General features: G+C 68.8%; 16 protein-coding genes and 1 pseudogene. 4 read left to right on the forward strand and 13 right to left on the reverse strand.

Annotated elements, in window-relative coordinates:
• Positions 1 to 6 precede the first annotated feature (6 nt).
• From pdxA to dapA, 4 genes are read right to left on the reverse strand one after another with little or no spacing between them, the layout of a single operon-like run.
• Positions 7 to 1,020 carry a 4-hydroxythreonine-4-phosphate dehydrogenase PdxA gene (pdxA, locus tag BGI51_RS15175; protein WP_187978852.1) on the reverse strand — a complete coding sequence of 338 codons (1,014 nt, stop codon included), beginning with the start codon at positions 1,018 to 1,020 and terminating at the stop codon, positions 7 to 9.
• Positions 1,013 to 2,266 carry a four-carbon acid sugar kinase family protein gene (locus tag BGI51_RS15180; protein WP_187978853.1) on the reverse strand — a complete coding sequence of 418 codons (1,254 nt, stop codon included), beginning with the start codon at positions 2,264 to 2,266 and terminating at the stop codon, positions 1,013 to 1,015. The genes pdxA and BGI51_RS15180 overlap by 8 nt, the downstream gene beginning before the upstream one ends.
• Positions 2,263 to 3,429, reverse strand: coding sequence for an iron-containing alcohol dehydrogenase (locus tag BGI51_RS15185; protein WP_187978854.1), 1,167 nt, complete (start codon positions 3,427 to 3,429; stop codon positions 2,263 to 2,265). The genes BGI51_RS15180 and BGI51_RS15185 overlap by 4 nt, the downstream gene beginning before the upstream one ends.
• Positions 3,430 to 3,441: 12 nt before the next feature.
• Positions 3,442 to 4,317, reverse strand: a complete 876-nt coding sequence (gene dapA / locus BGI51_RS15190; RefSeq protein ID WP_150340685.1) for a 4-hydroxy-tetrahydrodipicolinate synthase — start codon at positions 4,315 to 4,317, stop codon at positions 3,442 to 3,444.
• A 362-nt stretch (positions 4,318 to 4,679) separates the two neighbouring features.
• Between dapA and BGI51_RS15195 the strand changes: the two genes are divergently transcribed.
• From BGI51_RS15195 to BGI51_RS15205, 3 genes are all read left to right on the forward strand, one after another.
• Positions 4,680 to 5,156, forward strand: coding sequence for a GlcG/HbpS family heme-binding protein (locus BGI51_RS15195; RefSeq protein ID WP_187978855.1), 477 nt, complete (start codon positions 4,680 to 4,682; stop codon positions 5,154 to 5,156).
• An 11-nt stretch (positions 5,157 to 5,167) separates the two neighbouring features.
• A complete protein-coding gene (gene uraH / locus BGI51_RS15200; RefSeq protein WP_027602718.1) occupies positions 5,168 to 5,566 on the forward strand; it encodes a hydroxyisourate hydrolase in 399 nt (132 codons plus the stop codon).
• A 305-nt stretch (positions 5,567 to 5,871) separates the two neighbouring features.
• Positions 5,872 to 6,654: a lipopolysaccharide biosynthesis protein gene (locus BGI51_RS15205; RefSeq protein WP_187978856.1), complete on the forward strand. Its 783-nt coding sequence runs from the start codon at positions 5,872 to 5,874 to the stop codon at positions 6,652 to 6,654.
• Between the two features lie 20 nt (positions 6,655 to 6,674).
• Here BGI51_RS15205 and BGI51_RS15210 read toward each other — a convergent pair whose 3' ends face one another.
• The 3 genes from BGI51_RS15210 to BGI51_RS15220 form a co-directional block, all read right to left on the reverse strand.
• Positions 6,675 to 7,112, reverse strand: a complete 438-nt coding sequence (locus BGI51_RS15210; protein WP_187981334.1) for a YqaA family protein — start codon at positions 7,110 to 7,112, stop codon at positions 6,675 to 6,677.
• A 112-nt stretch (positions 7,113 to 7,224) separates the two neighbouring features.
• Positions 7,225 to 7,764: a DsbA family protein gene (locus BGI51_RS15215; protein ID WP_187978857.1), complete on the reverse strand. Its 540-nt coding sequence runs from the start codon at positions 7,762 to 7,764 to the stop codon at positions 7,225 to 7,227.
• Between the two features lie 186 nt (positions 7,765 to 7,950).
• Positions 7,951 to 8,892: an SDR family oxidoreductase gene (locus tag BGI51_RS15220; protein WP_252977093.1), complete on the reverse strand. Its 942-nt coding sequence runs from the start codon at positions 8,890 to 8,892 to the stop codon at positions 7,951 to 7,953.
• A gap of 191 nt (positions 8,893 to 9,083) precedes the next feature.
• Here BGI51_RS15220 and BGI51_RS24090 point away from each other — a divergent pair.
• A pseudogene (locus tag BGI51_RS24090) lies at positions 9,084 to 10,440 on the forward strand (CoA transferase).
• A 5-nt stretch (positions 10,441 to 10,445) separates the two neighbouring features.
• On the opposite strand, the gene BGI51_RS15230 reads toward BGI51_RS24090, so the two are convergent.
• The 6 genes from BGI51_RS15230 to BGI51_RS15255 form a co-directional block, all read right to left on the reverse strand.
• Positions 10,446 to 11,117, reverse strand: a complete 672-nt coding sequence (locus tag BGI51_RS15230) for a response regulator (protein ID WP_187978858.1) — start codon at positions 11,115 to 11,117, stop codon at positions 10,446 to 10,448.
• The gene (locus tag BGI51_RS15235; protein ID WP_187981335.1) at positions 11,114 to 12,514 is read right to left on the reverse strand and encodes an ATP-binding protein; all 1,401 of its coding nucleotides are present in this window, start codon (positions 12,512 to 12,514) and stop codon (positions 11,114 to 11,116) included. The genes BGI51_RS15230 and BGI51_RS15235 overlap by 4 nt, the downstream gene beginning before the upstream one ends.
• A gap of 221 nt (positions 12,515 to 12,735) precedes the next feature.
• Entirely contained in the window at positions 12,736 to 14,172 is a 1,437-nt protein-coding gene (locus BGI51_RS15240; protein ID WP_187978859.1) for an efflux transporter outer membrane subunit, read from the reverse strand.
• A gap of 11 nt (positions 14,173 to 14,183) precedes the next feature.
• The gene (locus BGI51_RS15245) at positions 14,184 to 17,285 is read right to left on the reverse strand and encodes an efflux RND transporter permease subunit (RefSeq protein WP_187978860.1); all 3,102 of its coding nucleotides are present in this window, start codon (positions 17,283 to 17,285) and stop codon (positions 14,184 to 14,186) included.
• The gene (locus BGI51_RS15250) at positions 17,282 to 20,428 is read right to left on the reverse strand and encodes a multidrug efflux RND transporter permease subunit (protein WP_187978861.1); all 3,147 of its coding nucleotides are present in this window, start codon (positions 20,426 to 20,428) and stop codon (positions 17,282 to 17,284) included. The genes BGI51_RS15245 and BGI51_RS15250 overlap by 4 nt, the downstream gene beginning before the upstream one ends.
• Positions 20,425 to 21,609 (reverse strand): efflux RND transporter periplasmic adaptor subunit, encoded by a 1,185-nt coding sequence (locus BGI51_RS15255; protein ID WP_187978862.1) that lies wholly within the window; start codon positions 21,607 to 21,609, stop codon positions 20,425 to 20,427. Before BGI51_RS15255 ends, BGI51_RS15250 begins: the two co-directional genes overlap by 4 nt.
• Positions 21,610 to 21,882 lie beyond the last annotated feature (273 nt).

Raw genomic sequence — 21,882 nt, forward strand, 5'->3', positions numbered from 1 at the left:
GCCTCCTCAGGCAGCCTGGCTGGCGCGCTGCCGGCTGGCCAGTTCGGTGGCCTGGCGCAGCGCCTCGATGAGGCTGCGCTCGTCAGCGATGCCCTTGCCGGCGATGTCGAAGGCGGTGCCGTGGTCCACCGAGGTACGGATCACCGGCAGGCCGACGGTGACGTTGACGCCGGCCTCCAGGCCCATGACCTTGACCGGGCCGTGGCCCTGGTCGTGGTACATGGCCACGACGCAATCGAAGTCACCGCGCCCGGCGCGGAAGAACAGGGTGTCGGCGGGCAGCGGGCCTTCCACGCGCCAACCACGGGCGCGTAGCTCCTCGATGGCCGGCTGGATCTTGGTTTCTTCCTCGCCGTAGCCGAACAGGCCGTTCTCGCCGGCGTGGGGATTGATGCCGCAGACGGCGATCAGCGGGTCCTGGATGCCGGCGCGTTGCAGGGTGGCGTGGGCGCGTTCGATGGTGCGCTTGACCAGGCCCGGCTCGATACGGGCGATGGCATCAATGATGCCGATGTGGGTGGTGACGTGGATAACCTTGAGGATCGGCGTCATCAGCATCATCGACACCTCCTCGGTGCCGGTGAGGTGCGCCAGCAACTCGGTGTGGCCGGGGAAGATGTGGCCGCCCGCGTGCAGGGCTTCCTTGTTCAGCGGGGCGGTGCAGATGGCATCGAGTTCACCGGCCGAGGTGAGCTGCACGGTGCGTTCGATGTAGCGATAGGCGGCGTCGCCGGCCAGGGCCGACAGCTTGCCGTAGGGCAGGTCGGCGGGGATCAGGCCGAGGTCGATGCAGTCCACCACCCCCGGTTGGAAGCGCGCCTGGTTGGGTCGCTCGATGGCGTTGATCTGCAGCGTGCCACCGACGATGCGATTGGCGTCTTCCAGGCGGCCGGCGTCGCCGATGACCAGCGGGCGGCAGCTATCGTAGACCGCGGCGTGGGCCAGGGACTTCATGATGATCTCGGGACCGACGCCGGTGGCGTCACCCATGGTGATGCCGATGACGGGACGTTCAGACATGGTGGGCTTCCTTCTGCAGGGAGGCCGTGGCGGCCTGTGCGGGTAGGCTGGCGCGCAGGTGGCGCCAGGCATCGAGGAGGGTGTCGGGTTGGCCGAAGCCGCCGGCCTTGGTCACTATCCGCAGGGCGCGACCGCGCCAGCGGGTGCTGGCCAGGGCCACGCCCGGGGCGAGGGCGCCGTGCAGGTCCAGCGCCGTGATGCCGGCCTGGGCGAGCAGGGCGCGAGCGGTCTCGCCACCGGTGGCCATGACGGCAGCGGCTTCCTGCAGGACGGGCTGCAGCAGTTCGGCCAGGGCCTGGCTCAGGGCCACAGCCTGGCGCGGGTCGCGGGCCTGCTGGTCAAGGCTCACCAGGACGTCTTCGCCGCGGGCGAGCTGCCGAGCGAGGGCCGCGGCCAGCGCGGTACGCTCGGCGGCGTGCTGCGGCTCCAGCAGCCAGGCAGGGGCCAGCCGCTGCCAGTGTTGGCCGCTCCCCGCCACCAGTCGCTCGGCCTGGGCCTGGGAGTGTCGTGACATGCTGCCCACCACCGTGAGGATCGGGCCGTCCCCATGAGGGCGGAGTGCGGTGTGGCCGGTCAGGCCCAGGGCTGCAGGCAGCGCCTCGGCCAGGCCTGCGGAGCCGACCCAGAACAGCTGCTGCGCCACGGGCGCGGAAGCCCGGGCCAGTGCCTCCAGGTCCGTTTGCCGCTCGGCGTCGCAGACCAGCGCGGGCAGACCACTGTCCAGCGCGCGGCGCAGGGCGGCGGCCAGGGCCACCGGCTGACGAAGGGTGGCGAGATCCAGCCGCGCACAGCTGATGCCGTGATCGGTCAGTTGAGCAACCAGATCGGCACTGCCGGTCAGGCCTTCGTTGCGCCAGACATCGGTCTGGTCGACCGGTACGCCGTCCAGGTACTGGATACCCCCCAGGGTGGTGCGGCCCAGTGCCGGGTAGGCGGGCGCGACCAGGGCCAGGCCGCGCGGGGTGAGGGCCGCCACCTCGGCGGCGACATTGCCACGCAGGGTGGAGTCGATCTTCTTGTAGAGCGCGGCGCCCGCCAACGCCGGGTGCCCGAGCAGCGCGGCGTGGCGTGCGGCCGCCGCACGCGCATCCAGTCGACGGCTGTCCAGATCCAGTGCCGTCACCGGCGCCTGGGCGTCCAGGGCCTCGGCGTCGAGCAGCACCCGGGTCGCCTGGGCCTTGGCAAAGCCCAGGGCGCAGTCGGCGGCGCCGCTGAGGTCGTCGGCCAGGATCAGCAGGCGGGTCATGGCAGCAGGCGCCGGTACAGCGCCTGGATGTCGTCCAGGCTCAGCGGCTTGGGATTGTTGACCATCAGCCGAGTGACCTTGGAGGCCGCCACGGCCATCTCCGGCAGATGCTCCTCGCGCACGCCAAAGGCGGCCAGGTCCTGGGGGATTTCCAGGGTGGCGGTCCAGGCGGCGATCTGCTCGATCAGCTGGTGCGCGGCGGCTTCGTCGCTGTCTTCCGCGCGGGCCAGGCCGCAGACCATGGCGGCGCGCTTCAGGCGCGGCGCGCAACTGTCCAGATTGAAGGCCATGACATGGGGTAGCAGCATGGCGTTGGCCACCCCGTGGGTGACGTGGAACTTGCCACCGAGGGGATAGGCCAGCGCATGGACCGCGGCCGTACCGGCGGCGGTCAGGGCCACGCCGCCGTAGGTGGAGCCGAGCAGCATGTCGCTGCGGGCGCGCACCGAGTCCGGCTGCTGATAGGCCTCGACGATACTGCCGGCGATCAGGCGCATGGACTCCAGGGCAAAGGTATCGCTGACCGGGTTGGCCTTGTTGGAGATGAAGGACTCCAGCGAATGGGTGAATGCATCCATCCCGGTAGCCGCGGTGATGGCCTTGGGCAGGCTCAGCGTCAGCAGCGGATCGAGCAGCACCAGCGCGGGCAGCAGGTGGCGGCTGACCACGCCCACTTTCAACTCTTCGTCGGGCAGGGTGACGATGGCATTGGGCGTCACTTCCGAGCCGGTGCCGGCGGTGGTCGGGACCAGCACGGTGGGCAGCCCGGCGCGGGCGACCTGGTCGATGCCGAGCATGGATCTGAGCGACTGCTCGTTGGTGAGCATGACCGCGAACAGCTTGGCGGCATCCAGCACCGAGCCGCCGCCGATGGCGAGCAGGGCGTCCGGTTGGCGCGGCGAGACCTGTTCGCGAAAGACCTGCTCGATGTTCTCGAGGGTCGGCTCGATCTCGACGTTGTCGATGACGGCCACGTCGATGTCGCGGGCGGCCAGTTGCGCCTTGACGCGCTCGGTCACGCCCAGGCCATGCATGGCGTTCTGGGTGACCAGCACCACGCGGCGCAGCGGGACATCGAGGAGGGCGAGCTTGTCGCCGAGCTGATCCAGGGCGCCGGCGCCGTGGACCAGGTGTTTGACGGTCTGGAAATGATAGAGGGACATGGGCGCTCCGGGTCAGTCGCGATAGATGGCCAGCAGGCCTTCGAGCTTGTGCACCGTGGCTTCGTCCAGCGGCGCGACCGGAGCGCGGCAGGGGCCGACCGGGACGTTGAGCAGGTCGGCGGCCTTCTTCAGTACCGATGGCATGGTGCCCAGGGCGAAGGCATCGCGCAGCGGCCGCAGCTTTTCCTGGGCGGCGCGGGCGGTGGCGTGATCGCCGGCCTGGAAGGCGTTCCAGATGGTCATGACGACCTGAGGTACCGCGTTGGCCGTGGCGGCCACCGCGCCATCGCCGCCGGCCAGCAGGTTCCAGTAGATGAGGGAGTCGGTACCGGCGAAGACGGCGAAGTCATCGCTGCGGTACTTCATCATCTGCACCAGGGCGTCGAAGTTGCCCGCGCTGTCCTTGATCCCCTTGATCTGCGGATGCTGGCTCAAGGTGGCCACGGCGCCGATGCCGATCGACATGCCGGTCTTGGCCGGAATGTTGTAGAGCATGAGCGGCAGTGGGGAGGCGTCGCCAATGGCTTCGTAATGAGTGATCAGCTCTTTCTGGCTGACAGCATTGAAGTAGGGCGTGATCACCGACAGGGCATCGACGCCGCGATCCGCCATCTTTTTGTTCAGTTCAATCACTTCGTGCGTCGCGAAGGCACCGGTACCGGCTACGACCGGGACCCGGCCGCCCGCGGCGTCCACCGTGAGCTCGGCGATACGCAGCTTTTCGGCTTCGGAGAGAGCGAAGAACTCGCCGTTGGTGCCCAATACGAACAGGCCGTGGACGCCGGCGCCAATCAGGTTTTCGATCAAACCGCGCAAAGCGTTTTCATCGACACGTTGTTGGGCGTCAAAGGGGGTAACGAGGGCGGGAACGATGCCGCGGAATTTCATGGTCATGCCTACCTTGTGATTGTTCTGATCACAATAAAGCATGTTTTGATCTAATCGATCAATAGCGACCCGATGGTTTTGCGTGGTCGATGGGCCTGTGCACTTCCGGAAAGCAACGGCCCTTCGTGAGCCCACTGTCGACTCGGGTCGCTGGCAATAGAGAGGGATCAAGGCAACGGGAGCCTCGGCGCGTTACCCACGCGCCGCGAGGCAGGAATGTCAACGCTGCGGGCGAGGGGTGACGCTGTCGGGTCGGGACAGCTATCTCGCTGATCCTTCTGACAAAATTGTCATTCTGCAGTACCCGTTCCTGACCGAACGATCAGGATAGGTTGGCGGGGTCATCTCCTGGACCTCGAATCATGTCGCGCTTTCTTTCCTCTCTCACCCTCGCGCTGCTGGGCGCTGCCGCCCTCGGTCAGGCGCAGGCGGCGCTGCCGCAGCACCCCGATCTCGACCTCGCGGCCGCGCAGCGCCTGGCGCAGGCCGCGCCCTGCAGCGCCGCGCTGGCGGTGCTCGACCGCAGCGGTCAGTTGATCCTCCTGCAACGCGATACCCGCGTCGGACCGCACAACGCCGAGGCGGCGCGGCGCAAGGCCTTTACCGCCCTGTCCACCCGCACCCCGTCGCAGGCGCTGGCCGAGCGCGCCCGGCAGAACCCGGATGCGGCCAATCTCGTCACCCTGCCCGAATTGCTGCTGCTCGGCGGTGGCATCCCCCTTTACGAAGGCGACCAGCTGGTCGGCGCCCTGGGCATCGCCGGTGCCGGCGGTGGCGGGGCGGACGAGCGCTGTGCGCTGGCGGCCGCTGAACACCTCAACCTCACCTCTCATCCTTGAAGGAGATCTCCATGAAGACGTTCGTACTGTTGTCGGGTCTGGCCCTGTCCGGCTTCGCGGTCGCCGCGCCCAATCCCCTGAGTGTCCATGTGCTCAACCTGGAGGACGGCAAGCCGTCGGCGGGGGTGCACGTGACCCTGGAACGCCAGGTAGGGCAGGGCTGGCAGCCGCTGGCGGAAGAGGTCACCAACGAGCAGGGCCGGGTGCCGGCGCTGTTTCCCAAGGAAAAGACCTTCGAGAAGGGCGAGTACCGGGTGGTCTTCAAGACCGGCGACTACTATCGCCAGCAGGGCCGCAGCGCCTTTTTCCCTGAGATCCCGGTGGTGTTCGACGTCACCCAGCCGGAACAGCACTACCATATCCCGCTGTTGCTCAGCCCCTACGGCTTCAGCACCTACCGCGGTTCCTAGCGGCAAGGCCTTCCAGGCTGGCTAGTATCCAGCCTCGGAGGCGTCAGGGCAGCAGCGGTCATGACTCAACGCCGGACTTTGTAAGGATCCGGATACAAGGTGGCGACGGACTTTTACCTGGGGTAGAAATCCAGCAGCGGCAGGTTCACGCACAATGGGCGACGGGACCGCAGCGCTGTCCAGTGCTGGGCCCTGTCACGTGGCGCGTTCGCTAGTGGTCGATCGCCGCGCCAGGTCTGGTCATCGTCACTCCGAGGAGTCGTACCTTGTACCTTTCACCCCTCTCGTTCCACCCGACCGAAGCTGTGAGTTCGAGTGCTGGCGCCTTCGCCGCCTGGCGCAATGCCTACCGCGGCCCCGTGCTGCTGCTGGCCTCGGGGCCGTCGGCGGGCAGGCTCAACCTCCCGGTCTGGCGGGACATTCCGGTCATCACCATGAATGGCGCCATCGCCAAGTTGCTGGGCAGTCCCCTGAGTCCGCTGTTCTACGTCTGCAGCGATCTCAGTTTCGCGCAGCAGCAACCCGAGCTCTATCGACAGGGACTGGAGCGGGCCACCCGGCTGGCGCTCTGGCCGGAAGCCATCCAGGCCCTGCCCGCGGAACTGGCCGCCAAGGCGCATCCGTTGCACCGCGCGCCAGCCACACGCCTGGAGCACCACCTGGGCGCCGAGCAGGAACAGGCGCAACGGCTGCCCGCCTGGTTCAGTCGTCGCGCCCGGGATATCGGCTTCAGCTGCAACCTGGATTACGGCATCTTCGATGTCCGCACGGTGGCCTTCATCGCCCTGCAACTGGCCTATCACCTGGGATTCACCGAGATCTATCTTGCCGGCGTCGATCTCGACAGCGACCGTCCGCGGTTCTACGAGGATGGCCGCTCGCCGGCGTCGCCCTGCGGCCTCGACGAGCACCTGCACAGTCGCATCCTGCCCGGCCTGCAGGTCATGCAGACCGCGATGCGCGCCGCGGGTCGCCAGGTGTTCAACCTGTCGAACTGCAGTCGTATTCCCGCTGACCTGATTCCGCTTGCCGATCTCGCCGCCGTGGAAACGCGCTGGTTGTGGCGCCGCCGGCGTCAGCTTGGTTAGCGAACGATAGCCAGGCCGACTCAGCGCCAACCCAGGGCAAGACCCCAGACCACGGTGTAGCGCGTGGCCTTGGCCAGGGTCACCACCAGCAGAAAGCGCCACAGCGGTTCGCGCATCACCCCGGCCACCAGGGTCAGGGGATCGCCGATCACGGGCGTCCAGCTGAGCAGCAGCGAACACCAGCCCCAGCGCTGGTAGGCCGCCTGGATACGGTCAAGACGTTGCGGCGACAGCGGAAACCAGCGGCGTTGGCGAAAGCGTTCGAGGTGGGTGCCCAGCCACCAGTTCAGCGTCGAGCCGGCGACATTGCCCAGCGTCGCGGCCAGCAGCAGGAGCGCCGTGGCATAGCGCTCGGTGAGCAGCAGCCCGGCCAGGGCCGCTTCCGATTGCAGGGGTAGCAGGGTGGCCGCACCGAAGGCGAGGGCGGCCAGGCCCAGGTAGACGCTCAGGGCTTCCAGGATGAGTCTCCAGCGGGGAGGGCCATCAAGGGTCTGTCTCGGGTCGGGACGGGGCCGCCGAGCATAGCGCGAGTGGTCAGGCTACGCCGCCTCTCGACCCTGGGCCTGCTGCTCAACCCAGTCGAGCGAGCCAGTCCGCGACCGAATCCCCGCTGCTGATATCGAGCTGCACCAGGCCATCGATCATGAAGGTCGGCGAGACATGGATACCGTTCTGCCGGGCGTACTTGCAGTGCCACTTGATGGCGTGCTGCAGGTCCGGATTGGCGAAGGCGTCGGCCAGGGCCAGGCCGCTGTAGCCTTCCAGGCGCGCGATGATGTCGTTGGGCGTGGCGTCGCGGTTGGGTCCGGTGGCGTGATCCTTGAACTCGAATTCCTCGCGATGGGCCGCCACCGCGGCCAGCACCGCCTTGGCGCTTTCCCTGCCGCCGTCGAGGGTGGCGGCGGCCAGCACGCAGCGCACCACCACCCCGGAGAACAGGTGCCAGGGTTGGGATTGCAGGCGGATCTTCAGGGTGATCCGCTCGGGGCCGGCCTGGGTCAGCAGGTCGTCGAGCTTGTTGAAGGCCTTGACCGAAAAGGGGCAGGTGGGCTCGAGAAAGACTTCGAAGGTGCGGGGGCCATGGCCCCAGGTGAGGGTGTCGGCGTACAAGGTAGGACTCCAATGGCGAGACGTTGGGGTTGAGACCGCATGTCGTCCCGGGCGTTTTGCCTCTATCGGGACGGTGCGGGATGCCTCAGGGAATCAGTCGCCGCCGACGCATGTCCTCCAGGTGCGCGAGCAGGACCTCGTCCGATCTCAGGACCATCTGCCCGAAGCCGGCCTGCCGCGCCTTGGTCACATCGAAGATGGCGTCCTTCTCGACATGGAAGATGAAGTCGCCGAAGGCCCCGGGCGCAATCCGCTCGGGATTGGCCTCGGCCAGTCCTTCCCTTGCGCCAGCGTCTGCCAGAGCGGCTTCAGCGCGGTCAGGCGCTGGGCCAGGGAGATGGGTTGCGGCTCGCCCACGTCCAGCCCGAACCAGTCGGCCAGCTGTGGCCAGACGTGACTCCAGCGAAAGACATCGCCGTTGGTGAGGTTGAAGGCGCCATCGTGCTGCTCTTCGGCGGCCCAGACCGCGGCTTCGCCCAGCAGCGGCGCGGCCGTGACGTTGACCAGGGCGCCGCGATAGGCCTGCTCGGTTCCGGGGAATTGCATGGCGGTGCCGGTCGCCTTGCACAGGGCGCCGTAGAGACCGATCAGGTTGCCCAGGTTCATGGCCGAGCCCAGTGAGTGACCGATGACGATGTCGGGGCGCAGGGCGGTCCAGCGGATGCCGTCGGCCTCCAGGCTGCGCACGAAGTCTTCATGGCGGAAATAGAGGTTGGGCGGGAAGTGGCGGCTGTCATCCTCGCGGGCTGGGGTCTTGTACACCCCCAGGTGGGCGCCGTAGATCTTGCCGCCCTGGACGAAGGTGATGCGGGCCAGGGGGGCGCCGGCATCCCGTACCGCGGCGACCAGGTTCTCCAGCATGGCGGCGTTTTCGTCCGCCTCGACGCCTGGGTCGGGGTTGGGCTTGAGGGCGCTGTAGAAGAGATGGGTCACGCCGGCGAGATCGGCCTTGGCCGCGGCCAGGCTGGCCGGGTCCAGCAGGTCGGCGGTCAGATGAGGAAAGCGACTGGGTGCCTGTCGCGAGCGGCCGACGGTGGTGATGGACCAGCCGGCCTTGGCGAAGGCGTCCAGCACGGCCTGGCCGATGATGCCGCTGGCGCCGGCGATGAGGAGTTGTCGTGCGGTCATGGGGTCTCCCGATAGCGTGGGTGGGCTGATGAAGGGGAGACCCAGGCAGAGGGCGATTTGTCCCCGTGTCGCGCTGGACGGTAGACGGACGAACGCCGGTGTCCTGCTCGCGCAGGCAGGGCTACTGTGAGAGCACTGCCTGCTGCCGCGGAGGACCCCACCCGTCCCGTACGCCTGCCGTCTTTCAATCCCTGCTCGACGAACTCGTCACCGCCCTGGATCTGTCTGCCGCCCAGGCGGCGAATCTGCAGGTCCGGGGCAACGATAGCCTGGCCTCCTGCTTTCCGGTCAGCGACCTCGCCACGGCGGCGATCGGGGTCGCCGGCCTGGCCGCCGCCGATCTGCTGGCCGAAGGGGCACCCGGATTGCCGGTGCAGGTGGACCGGCACCTGGCCGCGGCCTGGTTCAAGACCTCCCTGCGTTCCCTGGGCTGGGAATTGCCCGCCGTCTGGGATGCGATCACCGGCGACTACCGTACCCGCGACGGCTGGCTACGGTTGCACGCCAATGCGCCTCATCACCGGGAGCGTGCCCTCGCCGTGCTGGGCTGTGGCAATAGCCAGGCTGCCGTCGCCGAGGCCATGGCCGACTGGCCTGGCGAAGCCCTGGAGACGGCCATTGTCGCGGCGGGTGGCTGCGCGGCCAGGCTGCGCACCCAGGCGGAGTGGCAAGCGCATCCCCAGGGGCAAGCGGTGCGCGCCGAATCCCTGATCGCCCAGGAATGGACAGCCATTGCCATCGCGCGCGACTGGCGCCCCGATCCACAACGCCCCTTGCAGGGCATTCGCATCCTCGACCTGACCCGCATCCTCGCCGGACCCATCGCCACCCGCCTGCTGGCCGGGCTGGGCGCCGAGGTGCTGCGGATCGATCCCCCGACTGGGACGAACCGGCCCAGGCACCCGAGGTGACGCTGGGCAAGCGCTGCGCGCGACTGGACCTGCGCCGGCCGGCCGACCGTCGGGTGTTCGAAGCCTTGCTGGAGGAGGCGGATGTCCTGGTGCACGGCTATCGCGCCGACGCTCTAGAGCGGCTCGGCTATGGTGCCGCCCAGCGCCGGGCATTGCAGCCGGCGCTGATCGACGTGTCCCTGTGCGCCTACGGCTGGACCGGGCCCTGGGCCCTGCGGCGCGGCTACGACAGCCTGGTGCAGCTGTCCTGCGGCATCGCCGCGGCCGGGCGCGACTGGCAGCAGGCGCAGCAGCCGGTGCCTTTGCCGGTTCAGGCCCTCGACCACGCCACCGGTTACCTGATGGCGGCCGCGGTCATCCGCGGCATCACCGGTCGCCTGCGCGAGGGCCGTGTGCTGAGCGCGCGCCTGTCGCTGGCGCGTACCGCCTGCCTGCTGACCGAGCATCCCGCCGTGGCCTGCGCGCCCCTTTATACCGGCGTGCAGGACGCCGACTACGATGCCACCCCGAGCCCACCGCCTGGGGGCCGGCGCAGCGGTTGCGCCCGCCGCTGCAGATCGGCGACCTGCGCCTGCACTGGCAGCGGCCGGCTACGCGGCTGGGATCGGCGAGTGCGGCCTGGTCGAGCGCAGGCTGAGCGGGTCAAGTCTCCAGGCAATAGCCCACGCCATAGATGGAGCGGATCAGCTCGCAGTCCGGGTCGAGGCGGTGCAGCTTGCGGCGGACGTTGCGCACGTGGCTGTCGACGGTGCGGTCGGTGAGGATGCGGTAGTCGGTGTGCAGGTGGTTGAGCAACTGGTCGCGCGAAAGCACCTTGCCGGGGTGCTGGGCCAGGGTCGCCAGCAGGCGGAATTCCACCGGGGTCAGCTCCAGCGGCCGCCCGTTGAAGCTGGCCTGGTAGGTCTCGGTGTCCAGCTGCAGGCCGCTGGGCGCGGGCCGGCCGTCCGGCACGCTGCTGCGGCGCAGCACGGCCTTGACCCGGGCCACCACCTCGCGCGGGCTGAAGGGTTTGCAGATGTAGTCGTCGGCGCCCAGTTCCAGGCCGAGCAGGCGGTCGATCTCGTCGACCCGGGCGGTGACCATGATGATCGGCAGGGCGCTGAAGGTGCGTACCGCGCGGCAGATCTCCAGGCCGTCGAGGCCGGGCAGCATCAGGTCGAGCAGCAGCAGGTCGGGTGGCGTGGCGCGGAGGACGGCCAGGGCCTGTTCGCCGTCGGCGTGCCAGTCGCAGGTGAAGCCGGCGGCCTTGAGGTAGTCACCCAGCAGGGCGGCGAGCTTGGGTTCGTCTTCCACCAGCAGGATGGTCTGGCTCATGCCGGGCTCCGGTCAGCGAGGGCGGGCAACCGCAGTTCGAGCCAGAGGCCGCCAAGCGGTGATTCCTTGGCCTGCAGCTGACCGCCATGCACCTCGGCGATGCCGCGACAGATGGCCAGGCCCAGGCCGGCGCCGCCGCTGCGGCGGCTGCGCGAGCCTTCGACGCGGTAGAACCGCTCGAACAGCCGTTCGCGGTCGGCCGCGGGAACGCCGGGCGCGGAGTCCTGCAGATCGACCTGCAGCCGGTTGCCGACCTGGCGCGCGGAAAGGTGCACCTGACCAGGGGCTTCGGTGTACCTCAGGCTGTTCTCCAGCAGGTTGTAGAACAGCTGGCCCAGGCGCGCCTCATCGCCGCGGATCAGCAGCGGGGCGTCCGGCAGCTCCAGCCGCAGTTCCAGGCCGGCCTGGCGATAGCGCGGGCGCCAGGCATCGGCGGTCAGCGCCAGCAGGGTCGCCAGGTCCAGCGCTTCGTGGCGGTAGGTGGGGCCGCCGACTTCGGCCAGCGACAATTCGAAGAGATCGTCCACCAGCTTGTTCAGCGAGCCGACCTCGGTCTGCAGCGACTTCAGCCCGCTCACGTCCAGCGGGCGGATTCCGTCCTCCATGGCTTCCAGTTCACCCCTGAGCACCGCCAGGGGCGTCCGCAACTCGTGGGAGATGTCGGCCATGAAGGCGCGGCGCTGCAGCTCGTTGCTGGCCAGGACGCGGGCCAGGCGGTTGAAGTCCTGGGCCAGCTGGCCGGCCTCGTCGGCGGAGCGGATGGGCAGCTGGATGCCGTAGTCGCCGGCCGCCAGGCGATGGGTGGCGCCGGCCACGGTGCGGATCGGGCGCAGCAGGGTGCGGGCGATCCACCAGGCCAGGGCGGCGGCCAGCAGCAGGCAGACGAAGGCGATCACCAGGCTGGAGCGGATCTGGCTCTGCTGGAAGCGGCGGTCGCCGTCGCTGATGACCGCCTCGAAGGGCGTCAGCGCCAGCCAGCCGACCACCCGGCCCTGCCAGTGGATGGCCCGCAACAGCGGGACGGGCGGCAGGTCGCGAAAGCCGATCAGGTAGCGATGCTCGGCATCCAGCAGCGAGAAGCGCAGAAAGGCGCCGGTGAGATCCGACACCGGCGGGGAGGGGCGGACGCTGGTATTGGCGGGCAATTCCGGGCGCAGCAGCTGGATCCAGGCCTCGGGCGGGTGCTGGTTGAGCAGGAAATTCCAGTCGCCATGCTCGGCGTAGGCGTGCTCGAAGCGCGGCACCAGGGCATCCAGCCGCTGTTCGGCCTGGCCGTTGAGATAGCCGAGGAAATCCCGCGAGAAACTCAGGTAGGAGGCCCAGGCCATGCCCAGCACGGCGAAGGCGCAGAGCGCCAGGGCGGCGAGAAAGACCTTGGCGGAAAGGGACAGACGCAGCAGGCCCATGCGGATCTCGACGGCGGAAGGTAAGGGCACGCTAGCAGCTCCACGGGTGGCTGTCAGAACCTATTCTTGATCTGCTGCGCGTCGGCCAAACGGCGTTGAAAATAGCTTCGGAATGCTCATTTACCACTCGTAAACTCGAACGCGAGTGCGATCCGCTTCCTCAACCATTTTCACCTTGTTTGTCTCTAGCTCGCGAGATCGAGAACAGGTTCTCAGGGGGCGTCGGCCAGACGCGCGGCCTGCCAGTCGCCACCCAGCGCCATCTGCAGCTGGACGCTGGTTACCAGCTGGCTGGATTCCAGTTGCAGCAGGCTCTGCTCCTGGCTCAGCTGGGTCGCCTGGGTGGTGGCCACGTCCAGGTAGTCGATGATGCCGGCTTCGTACTGGTCGCGGGTCACGCTGGCCGAATCGCGGGCGGCGGCCACGGCGCGGCGCTGGGCGGCGAGTTCGGGGCCGAGCACCTGCAGCGCCACCAGGTCGTCTTCCACCTCGCCCAGGGCGGTGAGCACCGTCTGCCGGTAGCTCGCCACCTTGGCGTAGTAGGCCGCGCGCGCCTGGTCGACGCTCGCGCGGGTGGCACCGAAATCGAACAGGGTACCGGAGAGGGTCGGTCCCAGTGACCAGAAGCGGCTCGGCGTCTTGAGCAGCTCGCCGAGCAGGCTGCTCTGGTAGCCGCCGCTGGCGCTCAGGGTCAGGTCGGGGTAGTAGGCGGCGGTGGCCACGCCGATGGCGGCATTGGCGGCGGCCACCTGGCGCTCGGCCTGGGCGATGTCCGGGCGGCGCTCCAGCAGGGCAGTGGGCAGGCCGGCAGGAATGTCCGGCAGCCGGGCCTGCCACCGGGGATCGGCGGCCAGGGCGAAGTCCGCGGGCGGCTTGCCCAGCAGCAGGGCGATGGCGTGTTCCAGCTGGGCGCGCTGGGTGGTCAGGGCCAGCCGATTGGCGTCGGCGCTCTCCAACTGGGTCCGTGCCTGGGCGAGATCGGCACGGGAGGCGAGCTGTTCGTCGTACTTGTTCTGGATCACCGCGAGATAGCGTCGGTAATCGGCCAGGGTCTGCTCATAGAGCGCCAGACGCCGATCCAGCACGCGCAGCGCGAAGTAGTCCTGGGCCAGTTCCGCCTGGGCGCTGAGGGTGGCGTTGGCCAGCTCGGCGGCGCTGGCCTGGGCACTGGCGCGGTCTTCTTCCAGGGTGCGGCGCAGCCGGCCCCAGAGGTCCAGGTCCCAGCTCAGGCCGAGGCTGAGGCTGTCGGCGTTCCTGACCGTGGCGCCGCCGGCACTGGCACTGCCGCTGTCGCTGCTGCTGGCGTTCTCGCTGCGGGTGGTCTTGGCGTCCAGGGTGGCGCTGGGCAGGGTCTCGGCGCGGCTTTCGCGGACCAGGGCGCGTGCCTGGCGATAGAGCGCCTGGTACTGGGCGACGTTCTGGTTGGAGACCGCCACCTGGGTCAGCAGGGCGCTGAGCTGGGGATCGTCGTAGCGTTGCCACCAGGCGCCCTTGGCCTGGTCGTCGCGCGGATGGGCGGCCTTCCAGCCGGCCGCCTCCTTGAATTGCGTCGACAGCGGGGCGCTGGGCCTTTGGTAGTCGGGCCCCACGGTGCAGCCGGCAAGCAGGGTCAGCAGGAGCAGCGGGGGCAGGAGGCGCGGGAGCGGCATGGTCGTTACCTTCAGGCCGCGGCGCGGCGCAGATGCTGGCGCCAGAACCGGCGGCTGGCGCGGCTCAGGCGGTCGAGACAGAGGAATACCACCGGGGTGGTGAAGAGGGTCAGCACCTGGCTCAGCGCCAGGCCGCCAGCGATGGCCAGCCCCAGGGGCTGGCGCAGGGCGTCGTCGCAGCCGCTGCCCAGCGCCAGCGGCAGGGCGCCGAAGAAGGCCGCCAGGGTGGTCATCAGGATCGGCCGGAATCTCAGCCGGCAGGCCTCGCGGATGGCGGCCTCGGGCGAGAGGCCGCGGTCGCGCTCGGCGACCAGGGCGAAGTCCACCAGCAGGATGGCGTTCTTCTTGACGATGCCGATCAGCAGCAGGATGCCGATCAGGGCGATGAGGGTCAGCTGGGTGCCGGTCGCCAGCAGCAACAACAGGGCACCGACCCCGGCCGAGGGCAGGGTGGAGAGAATGGTCAGCGGATGGATGTAGCTCTCGTAGAGCATGCCCAGCACCAGGTAGATGGCCGCCAGGGCCGCGGCCACCAGCCAGGGAATCTGCGCGACCAGGGTGGCGAAGGCCTGGGCGGTGCCCTGGAAGCCGGACTGGATCTCCCGCGGCAGGCCGACCTTGACCAGCGCCGCCTGGATCGCCGCCTGGGCCTGCTCCAGGGAGACCCCGTCGGCCAGGTTGAAGGCCAGGGTGCTGGTGGCCATCTGGCCCTGGTGCGCCACTGCCAGGGGCGCGTTGCCGCCGGTGAAGCGGGCAAAGGCGGCCAGCGGGACCTGGGCACCGCTGCCGGTCACCACGTACAGCTGCTTGAGCACCTCGGGGTCCTGGGTGTAGGCCGGCGCCAGCCCCAGCACCACGTGGTACTGGTTGAGGGTGCGATAGAGGGTGGCCACCTGGCGCTGGCTGAAGGCGTTGTCCAGCAGGGTGTCGAGGTCCTTGACGCTCACCCCCAGGCGACTCGCCGCGGCGCGGTCGATCTCCAGGCGCACCTCCTGGCCGCCGTTCTGCGCATCGGAATCCACCCCGGTGAGTTCCGGCAGGGTCTTGAAGGCGGCTTCCACCTTGGGTGTCCAGCGGCGCAGTTCGTCGAGGTCGTCGGCCTGCAGGCTGAATTGATAGGTGGCGTTGGCGCTGCGCCCGCCGACCCGCAGATCCTGGGCCGGCATGAGGAACAGCTGGATGCCGGCATGGCGGCTGCCAAGCTGGCTGAGGCGATTGGCGATCCGCTGGGCGCTGTCCTGGCGCTCGTTGTAGTCCTTGAGGCGGATGAAGAATTGCGCCGAGTTGCGCGAGCCGAACATGCCGCCGCCCGTAGAGGCCATCACCGCCGCCACGTCGGGATCGTCACGCAAGCGGGCGGCGATCTCCTTCACATGGGGCGCCAGGGCCTGGTAGGAGATGCTCTGGTCGGCACGAATGGCGCCGAGCACCACCCCGGTATCCTGGTCCGGAAAGAAGCCCTTGGGCACCACCACATAGAGGTAGACGTTGAGCCCCACGGTCAGCGCCAGGCTCGCAAGAGTCAGCAGCGGGTGCCGCAGCACCCAGTCCAGGCCGCGCAGATAGCCGCCTTGCAGGCGCGCCAGGCCGTTCTCGATCCACCGATAAAGCGCCGGCACAGTTGCTTCGGGTGAGCGCTCGCGCAGTACCCGCGCGCAGAGCATGGGGGTGAGGGTCAGCGACAGCAGCATGGAGATGACCAGGGCCACGCTGAGGGTCACGGCGAATTCGCGGAACAGCCGGCCGACGATGCCACCCATGAGCAGCAGCGGGATGAACACGGCGATCAGCGACAGCGTCATGGACAGCACGGTGAAGGCCACCTCGCGGCTGCCGATCAGTGCCGCGCGCAGCGGACCGCGACCCAGCTCGCGGTGGCGGGTGACGTTCTCCAGTACCACGATGGCGTCGTCCACCACGAAACCGGTGGCGATGATCAGCGCCATCAGCGACAGGTTGTCCAGGCTGTAGTCCAGCAGGTACATGACCGCGCAGGTGCCGATCAGCGACAGCGGCAGGGCCACGGCGGGTACCAGGGTGGCCCGCAGGTCGCGCAGGAAGACGAACACCACCGCGATCACCAGCAGCATCGCCACCAGCAGGGTCTCTTCGGTGGAGTGCAGCGAGGCGCGGATGCTGGCGGAGCGGTCGATCACCGGCACCAGGTCCACGTCGCCGGGCACCAGAGCCTGCAGCACCGGCAGCTGGGCCTTGATGGCGTCCAGGGTCTGCAGCATGTTGGCGCCGGCCTGGCGGGTGACGCCCAGGGTCACCGAGGGCTGGCCGTTCAGCGAGCCGCTGACGTAGACGTCCTCGACCGTGGCGTAGACCCGCGCCACGTCGCTCAGGCGCACCGCGGCGCCCTGCTGGTAGCCGACGATCAGCTGCGCATAGTCCGCCGCCTGCTCCAGCTGGCCGTTGCTCTCAATGGACCAGGTCTGGCCCTCGGCATGCAGCACGCCCTTGGCGCCATGGGTGGTGGCGTTGGCGATGGCCGCGCGCACGCTGTCCAGGGCGATGCCGGCATGGGCCAGTTGCTGGGGCTGCAGGTCGATGCGGATCGCCGGCAGCGAACTGCCGCGGATCGATACCTGGCCGACGCCCTGCACCTGGGCGATCTTCTGCTGCAGGATGCTCGACGCCAGGTCATAGAGTTCGCCCGGGCTGCGCGTCTTGGAGGTCAGCGCCAGCATCAGGATCGGCGATTCCGTGGGATTGGCCTTGCGATAGGTGGGCAGGCTGGGCATGCCGCTGGGCAGCAGGCTACGGGCGGCATTGATGCCGGCCTGGACGTCGCGGGCGGCGCCGTCGATGTTGCGCGACAGGTCGAATTGCAGGATCAGGGTGGTGGCGCCCTGGCTGCTACTGGAGGTCAGCTCGGTGATTCCGGCGATCTGGCCGAGGCTGCGCTCCAGCGGCGTGGCCACGGTGGCGGCCATGGTCTCGGGGCTGGCGCCCGGCAGGCTGGCGGTGACCACGATGGTGGGGAAGTCCACCTTGGGCAGCGGCGCCACCGGCAAGCGGGCGTAGCCGAGCAGGCCGAGCAACAGCACCGCCAGACTCAGCAACAGGGTGGCGACCGGCTTGAGCACGAACAGGCGGATGGGATTCATCGTCCGCCGCTCCGCTGCCAGCGCCGCCCCAGTCGTTCGCCGAGTCTATCGAAGACCAGGTAGATCACCGGCGTGGTGTAGAGCGTCAGCACCTGGCTGACCAGCAGCCCGCCGACGATCACCAGCCCCAGCGGCCGGCGCAGTTCGGCGCCGGAGCCACTGGCGAACATCAGCGGCAGGGCGCCGAGCAGGGCGGCCAGGGTGGTCATCAGGATGGGTCTCAGGCGCAGCAGGCAGGCGCGGTGAATGGCCTCCCGCGGCGCCAGGTGCAGCTGCTGGCGTCCCTCCAGGGCGAAGTCCACCATCATGATGGCGTTCTTCTTGACGATGCCGATCAGCAGCACCACGCCGATCAGGGCGATCAGGGAGAACTCGGTGCCCGTCAGTAGCAGGAGCAGCAGGGCGCCGATGGCCGCCGAGGGCAGGGTGGAGAGGATGGTCACCGGGTGGATGAAGCTCTCGTAGAGCACCCCCAGCACGATGTACATCACCACCACCGCGGCCAGGATCAGCCACAGGGTATTGCCCGCCGCCTGCTGGAAGGCCTGGGCCGCGCCCTGGTACCTCAGGGTGACGCTACTCGGTGCCTGGGCCTCGGCCATGCTCTGGGCGATGGCCTGCTGCGCCTGCTCCAGGGAGTAGCCGTCGGCCAGGTTGAAGGACAGCGTCACCGCCGGGAATTGCCCCAGGCGCGTCAGGGACAGGGGGCCCGGGCGCTGCTCGATGCGGGCGATGTCGGTGAGGCGTACCAGGCCCTTGGGGGTGCTGGTGGTCGTTGTCGTACTGCTGCTGGTGCCACTGGCCGTGGCGGTGGTCGCCGGCGCCAGGTAGATGTCGCCGAAGGCCGCCGGCGTCGCCCGGAAGGCACCGGGCACCTGCAGCACCACCCGGTACTGGTTGGCCTGGGTGAAGATGGTGGAGATCAGCCGTTGGCCGAAGGCGTTGTAGAGCGCGGTGTCCACGTCGGCGGCGGTGATGCCGAAACGGGCGGCGGCGGCGCGGTCCAGCTCCACCTGGGCGGTGAGGCCCTGGTCTTCCAGGTCGTCGAGCACGTCGCGCAATTCCGGCCGGGCCTGTAGACGCGGCATCAGCCGCGGCAGCAGGGCGGCCAGCCGGGTGCCGTCGGCATCGTCCAGGGTGAACTGGTACTGGCTGGGCGTGAGCTGGTCGTCCACCGTCAGCTCCTGGTTGGCTACCAGGTCCAGGCGAATACCGGCGACGCCCGCGGCGCCCTGCTTGAGGCGCTGGATGATGGCCGGCGCCCGCTCGCTGCGCTCGTCGAAGGGCTTGAGCTGGATCTGCAGGCGGCCCTGGTTGAGGGTGGCGTTGCTGCCGTCGACGCCGAGGGTCGAGGTGACCGTCGCCACCGCCGGATCGGCCAGCACCTGCTCGACCAGCGCCTGCTGGCGGCGGGCCATGGCGTCGAAGGAGACATCCTGGGAGGCGCGGGTGAAACCGACGATCAGCCCGGTGTCTTCGCCGGGAAAGAAGCCCTTGGGCACCAGCAGATAGAGCAGGGCGGTCAGCGCCACGGTGGCCACGGCCACCAGCAGGGTCAGCCGCTGATGGTCCAGCACCACGCTCAGGGTGCGGTCGTAACCCGCTACCAGGCGTTCGAATTGCCGCTCGCCCCAGCGCGCGAAGCGGCTCTGGCGCTCCGGCGGCACGTGCTGCAGCAGCCGGCCGCAGAGCATCGGCGTGAGCGTCAGGGAGACGAACATGGAGACCAGGATGGCCACCGCCAGGGTGATGGCGAATTCGCGGAACAGCCGACCCACCACGTCGCCCATGAACAGCAGCGGGATCAGCACGGCGATCAGCGAGAAGGTCAGGGAAATGATGGTGAAGCCGATCTCCCGCGAACCGCGCAGCGCCGCCTGCAGCGGCGGCTCGCCCTCTTCCAGGTGGCGGGCGATGTTTTCCACCACCACGATGGCGTCGTCGATGACGAAGCCGGTGGCGATGGTCAGGGCCATCAGCGTCAGGTTGTTCAGCGAGAAGCCCGCGAGATACATGATCCCGAAGGTGCCCACCAGCGACAGCGGCACCGCCAGGCTGGGAATCAGGGTCGCGGTGAGGTTGCGCAGGAAGAGGAAGGTCACCATCACCACCAGGGCGATGGACAGCAGCAACTCGAACTGCACGTCGGCAAGCGAGGCGCGGATGGTCTGGGTGCGATCGGCCAGCACCGTTAGCTGGACATTGTCGGGCAGGGCGGCCCGGAGCTTGGGCAACTGTTTCTGGATGGCGTCGACCACGCCGATGACGTTCGCCCCCGGTTGGCGCTGGATGTTGATGACGATGGCCGGCCGGCCGTTGGCGGTGGCCTGCAGATAGGCGTTTTCCGGTGCCTCTGCGACCGTGGCCACGTCCTCGAGGTGCAGGGCGGCGCCCTGCGCATAGCTGAGCACCAGCTCGCCGTACTCGGCGGCGCTGCGCAACTGGTCGTTGGCGTCGATGGTAATGGAGTGGTCGGGGCCGTCGAAGCCGCCCTTGGAGCCGTTGACGTTGGCGGCATTGACCACCGTGTAGACGTCTTCCAGGGTCAGGCCGTGGGCGGCCAGGGCCTTGGGGTCGACATCGATGCGCACCGCCGGCTGCTGGCCGCCGGCCAGGCTCACCAGGCCAACCCCGGAGATCTGCGACAGCTTCAGCGCCAGGCGGTTGCTGACCAGGTCCTGCACCCGGGTCAGCGGCAGGCTGTCGGAGGTGGCGGCCAGGGTCAGCACCGGGGCGTCGGCGGGATTGACCTTCTTGTAGGTGGGCGGATTGGGCAGGTCGTCCGGTAGATAGCTGTTGGCGGCGTTGATCGCGGCCTGCACCTCCTGCTCGGCGACGTCCAGCGACAGGCTGAGATCGAATTTCAGGGTAATGACCGAAGCGCCGGCCGAGCTGGTGGAGTACTGCTGCGCCAGGCCGGCCATCTGTCCCAGCTGGCGTTCCAGCGGCGCCGTCACTGCGGTGGCCAGCACCTTGGCGCTGGCGCCGGGGTAGAGGGTGGTCACCTGGATGATGGGATAGTCCACCTCCGGCAGCGCCGAGATGGGCAGCAGGCGATAGCCGAGCAGGCCGGCGAACAGCACCGCCACCATCAGCAGCACCGTGGCCACCGGTCGCTGGATGAACAGCCGTGACGGATTCATCGGCGGGCATCCGCCGCCGGCGCGCCTTCCACGCGGACCTGGGCGCCGTCGCGCAGGTGGTCGATGCCGCGAATGACCACCCGCTCATCGCCCGCGAGTCCCTGGGTGATGGCCAGCCGCTCGCCCAGTGCCGGCCCGGCGGTCACGCTGCGTCTTTGCACCCTGTCATCGGCGCCCACCACATAGACGAAGCTGCCGTCGCTGCTCAGCTGCACCGCGGCGGCGGGGACCACCACGGCGTTCTTCAGGGTGTCGGTCTGCAGGCGCACGTTGACGAACTGGTTGGGGTAGAGCTTCTCTTCCGGGTTGGCGAACACTGCCTTGAGCTTGAGGCTGCCGGTGCTGGTGTCGATCTCGTTGCTGATGAACTTCAACGCGCCATCGGCCAGCGTCGTACCGTCCAGCTGGCCGAGCGCGGTGACCGGCAGCGCCTGGCCCTGGCGGACCTTGGGCAGCAGGCTGGCAAGCGTCGCCTGGGGCAGGCTGAAGGTCACGGCGATGGGATCGGTCTGGGTGATGCTGACGAGGCCGGTGGTGTCGCCGGCCGCGAGGTAGTTGCCCGGGTCCACCAGGCGCAGGCCGACATAGCCTTCCAGCGGCGCCATGATGCGGGCGTACTGCAGATTCAACTGGGCGGCGGCGATCTGCGCCTGGTCCGCCTGCACCGCGCCCTGGTACTGGCCCACAGTGGCGACCTGGGTGTCCAGCTCCTGTTTGGCCAGGGAATCCTTGGCCACCAGCCGGCGATAGCGTTCCAGGGTCAGCTGGGCACTCTTGAGTTGCGCCTGGTTCTGCGCCAGGTCACCGCGATACTGATCCAGGGTGGCCTGGTAGGGCCGCGGATCGATCTGCGCCAGGAGCTGGCCCTTCTTCACCCGCTGACCTTCGGTGAAGAACACCTGCTCCAGCTGACCGGCCACCCGGGTGGTCACCGTGACGCTGGCGTTGGCCACCACGGTGCCCAGGGCGGTGAGGGTGACCGGCACATCCGCATGCCCGGCCTGGCCCACTGCCACGGTGATCGCCTGGCCCTGTCCCGCGGCCGCGCCCCAGGCCCGGCCACCCTGGCTGCCATGCGCAGCGCTGCCGGCATTGGTCGAACGCCCGTGCAGCACCAGCCCCAGCGCCACGGCGGCACCGACCAAGACAACGACGACGAGAATGCGGGATTTCCTGCTCATGCCTGCCAGACCTGACTGAGATGGAAGTCAGGCTGCTGGGCAAATGTGCAGGAAATATGGAAAGGCGCTCAGCGCCTGCTAATGGGGTAGTCCAGACGCTCGCGCAGGAGTTGGCGAGCGCTTTGGGTCCGGTTCGGTATCTAGAGCTGGCCAGGGGCCGCGCAGGGCTATGGCGGCTTCAGCTCCGGTCACTCGCGATCAGGTTCCGCGCCAGTGGCAAATAGGTTGCGGCCGAGCACTGCAGTAGCGTGGAAAACGGCGCAGCCTTTTCCA

This window comes from Pseudomonas oryzihabitans, assembly GCF_014522265.1.
Taxonomy (GTDB): domain Bacteria; phylum Pseudomonadota; class Gammaproteobacteria; order Pseudomonadales; family Pseudomonadaceae; genus Chryseomonas; species Chryseomonas aestiva.

What these genes read in the sequence shown, in the direction of transcription:
- BGI51_RS15220 (WP_252977093.1), bottom strand. Translation starts at nt 8,892, where the DNA reads ATGACCGCACGACAACTCCTCATCGCCGGCGCCAGCGGCATCATCGGC.
- pdxA (WP_187978852.1), bottom strand. Translation starts at nt 1,020, where the DNA reads ATGTCTGAACGTCCCGTCATCGGCATCACCATGGGTGACGCCACCGGC.
- BGI51_RS15195 (WP_187978855.1), top strand. Translation starts at nt 4,680, where the DNA reads ATGTCGCGCTTTCTTTCCTCTCTCACCCTCGCGCTGCTGGGCGCTGCC.
- BGI51_RS15230 (WP_187978858.1), bottom strand. Translation starts at nt 11,117, where the DNA reads ATGAGCCAGACCATCCTGCTGGTGGAAGACGAACCCAAGCTCGCCGCC.
- BGI51_RS15240 (WP_187978859.1), bottom strand. Translation starts at nt 14,172, where the DNA reads ATGCCGCTCCCGCGCCTCCTGCCCCCGCTGCTCCTGCTGACCCTGCTT.
- BGI51_RS15255 (WP_187978862.1), bottom strand. Translation starts at nt 21,609, where the DNA reads ATGAGCAGGAAATCCCGCATTCTCGTCGTCGTTGTCTTGGTCGGTGCC.
- BGI51_RS15185 (WP_187978854.1), bottom strand. Translation starts at nt 3,429, where the DNA reads ATGTCCCTCTATCATTTCCAGACCGTCAAACACCTGGTCCACGGCGCC.
- BGI51_RS15245 (WP_187978860.1), bottom strand. Translation starts at nt 17,285, where the DNA reads ATGAATCCCATCCGCCTGTTCGTGCTCAAGCCGGTCGCCACCCTGTTG.
- BGI51_RS15250 (WP_187978861.1), bottom strand. Translation starts at nt 20,428, where the DNA reads ATGAATCCGTCACGGCTGTTCATCCAGCGACCGGTGGCCACGGTGCTG.
- BGI51_RS15180 (WP_187978853.1), bottom strand. Translation starts at nt 2,266, where the DNA reads ATGACCCGCCTGCTGATCCTGGCCGACGACCTCAGCGGCGCCGCCGAC.
- uraH (WP_027602718.1), top strand. Translation starts at nt 5,168, where the DNA reads ATGAAGACGTTCGTACTGTTGTCGGGTCTGGCCCTGTCCGGCTTCGCG.
- dapA (WP_150340685.1), bottom strand. Translation starts at nt 4,317, where the DNA reads ATGAAATTCCGCGGCATCGTTCCCGCCCTCGTTACCCCCTTTGACGCC.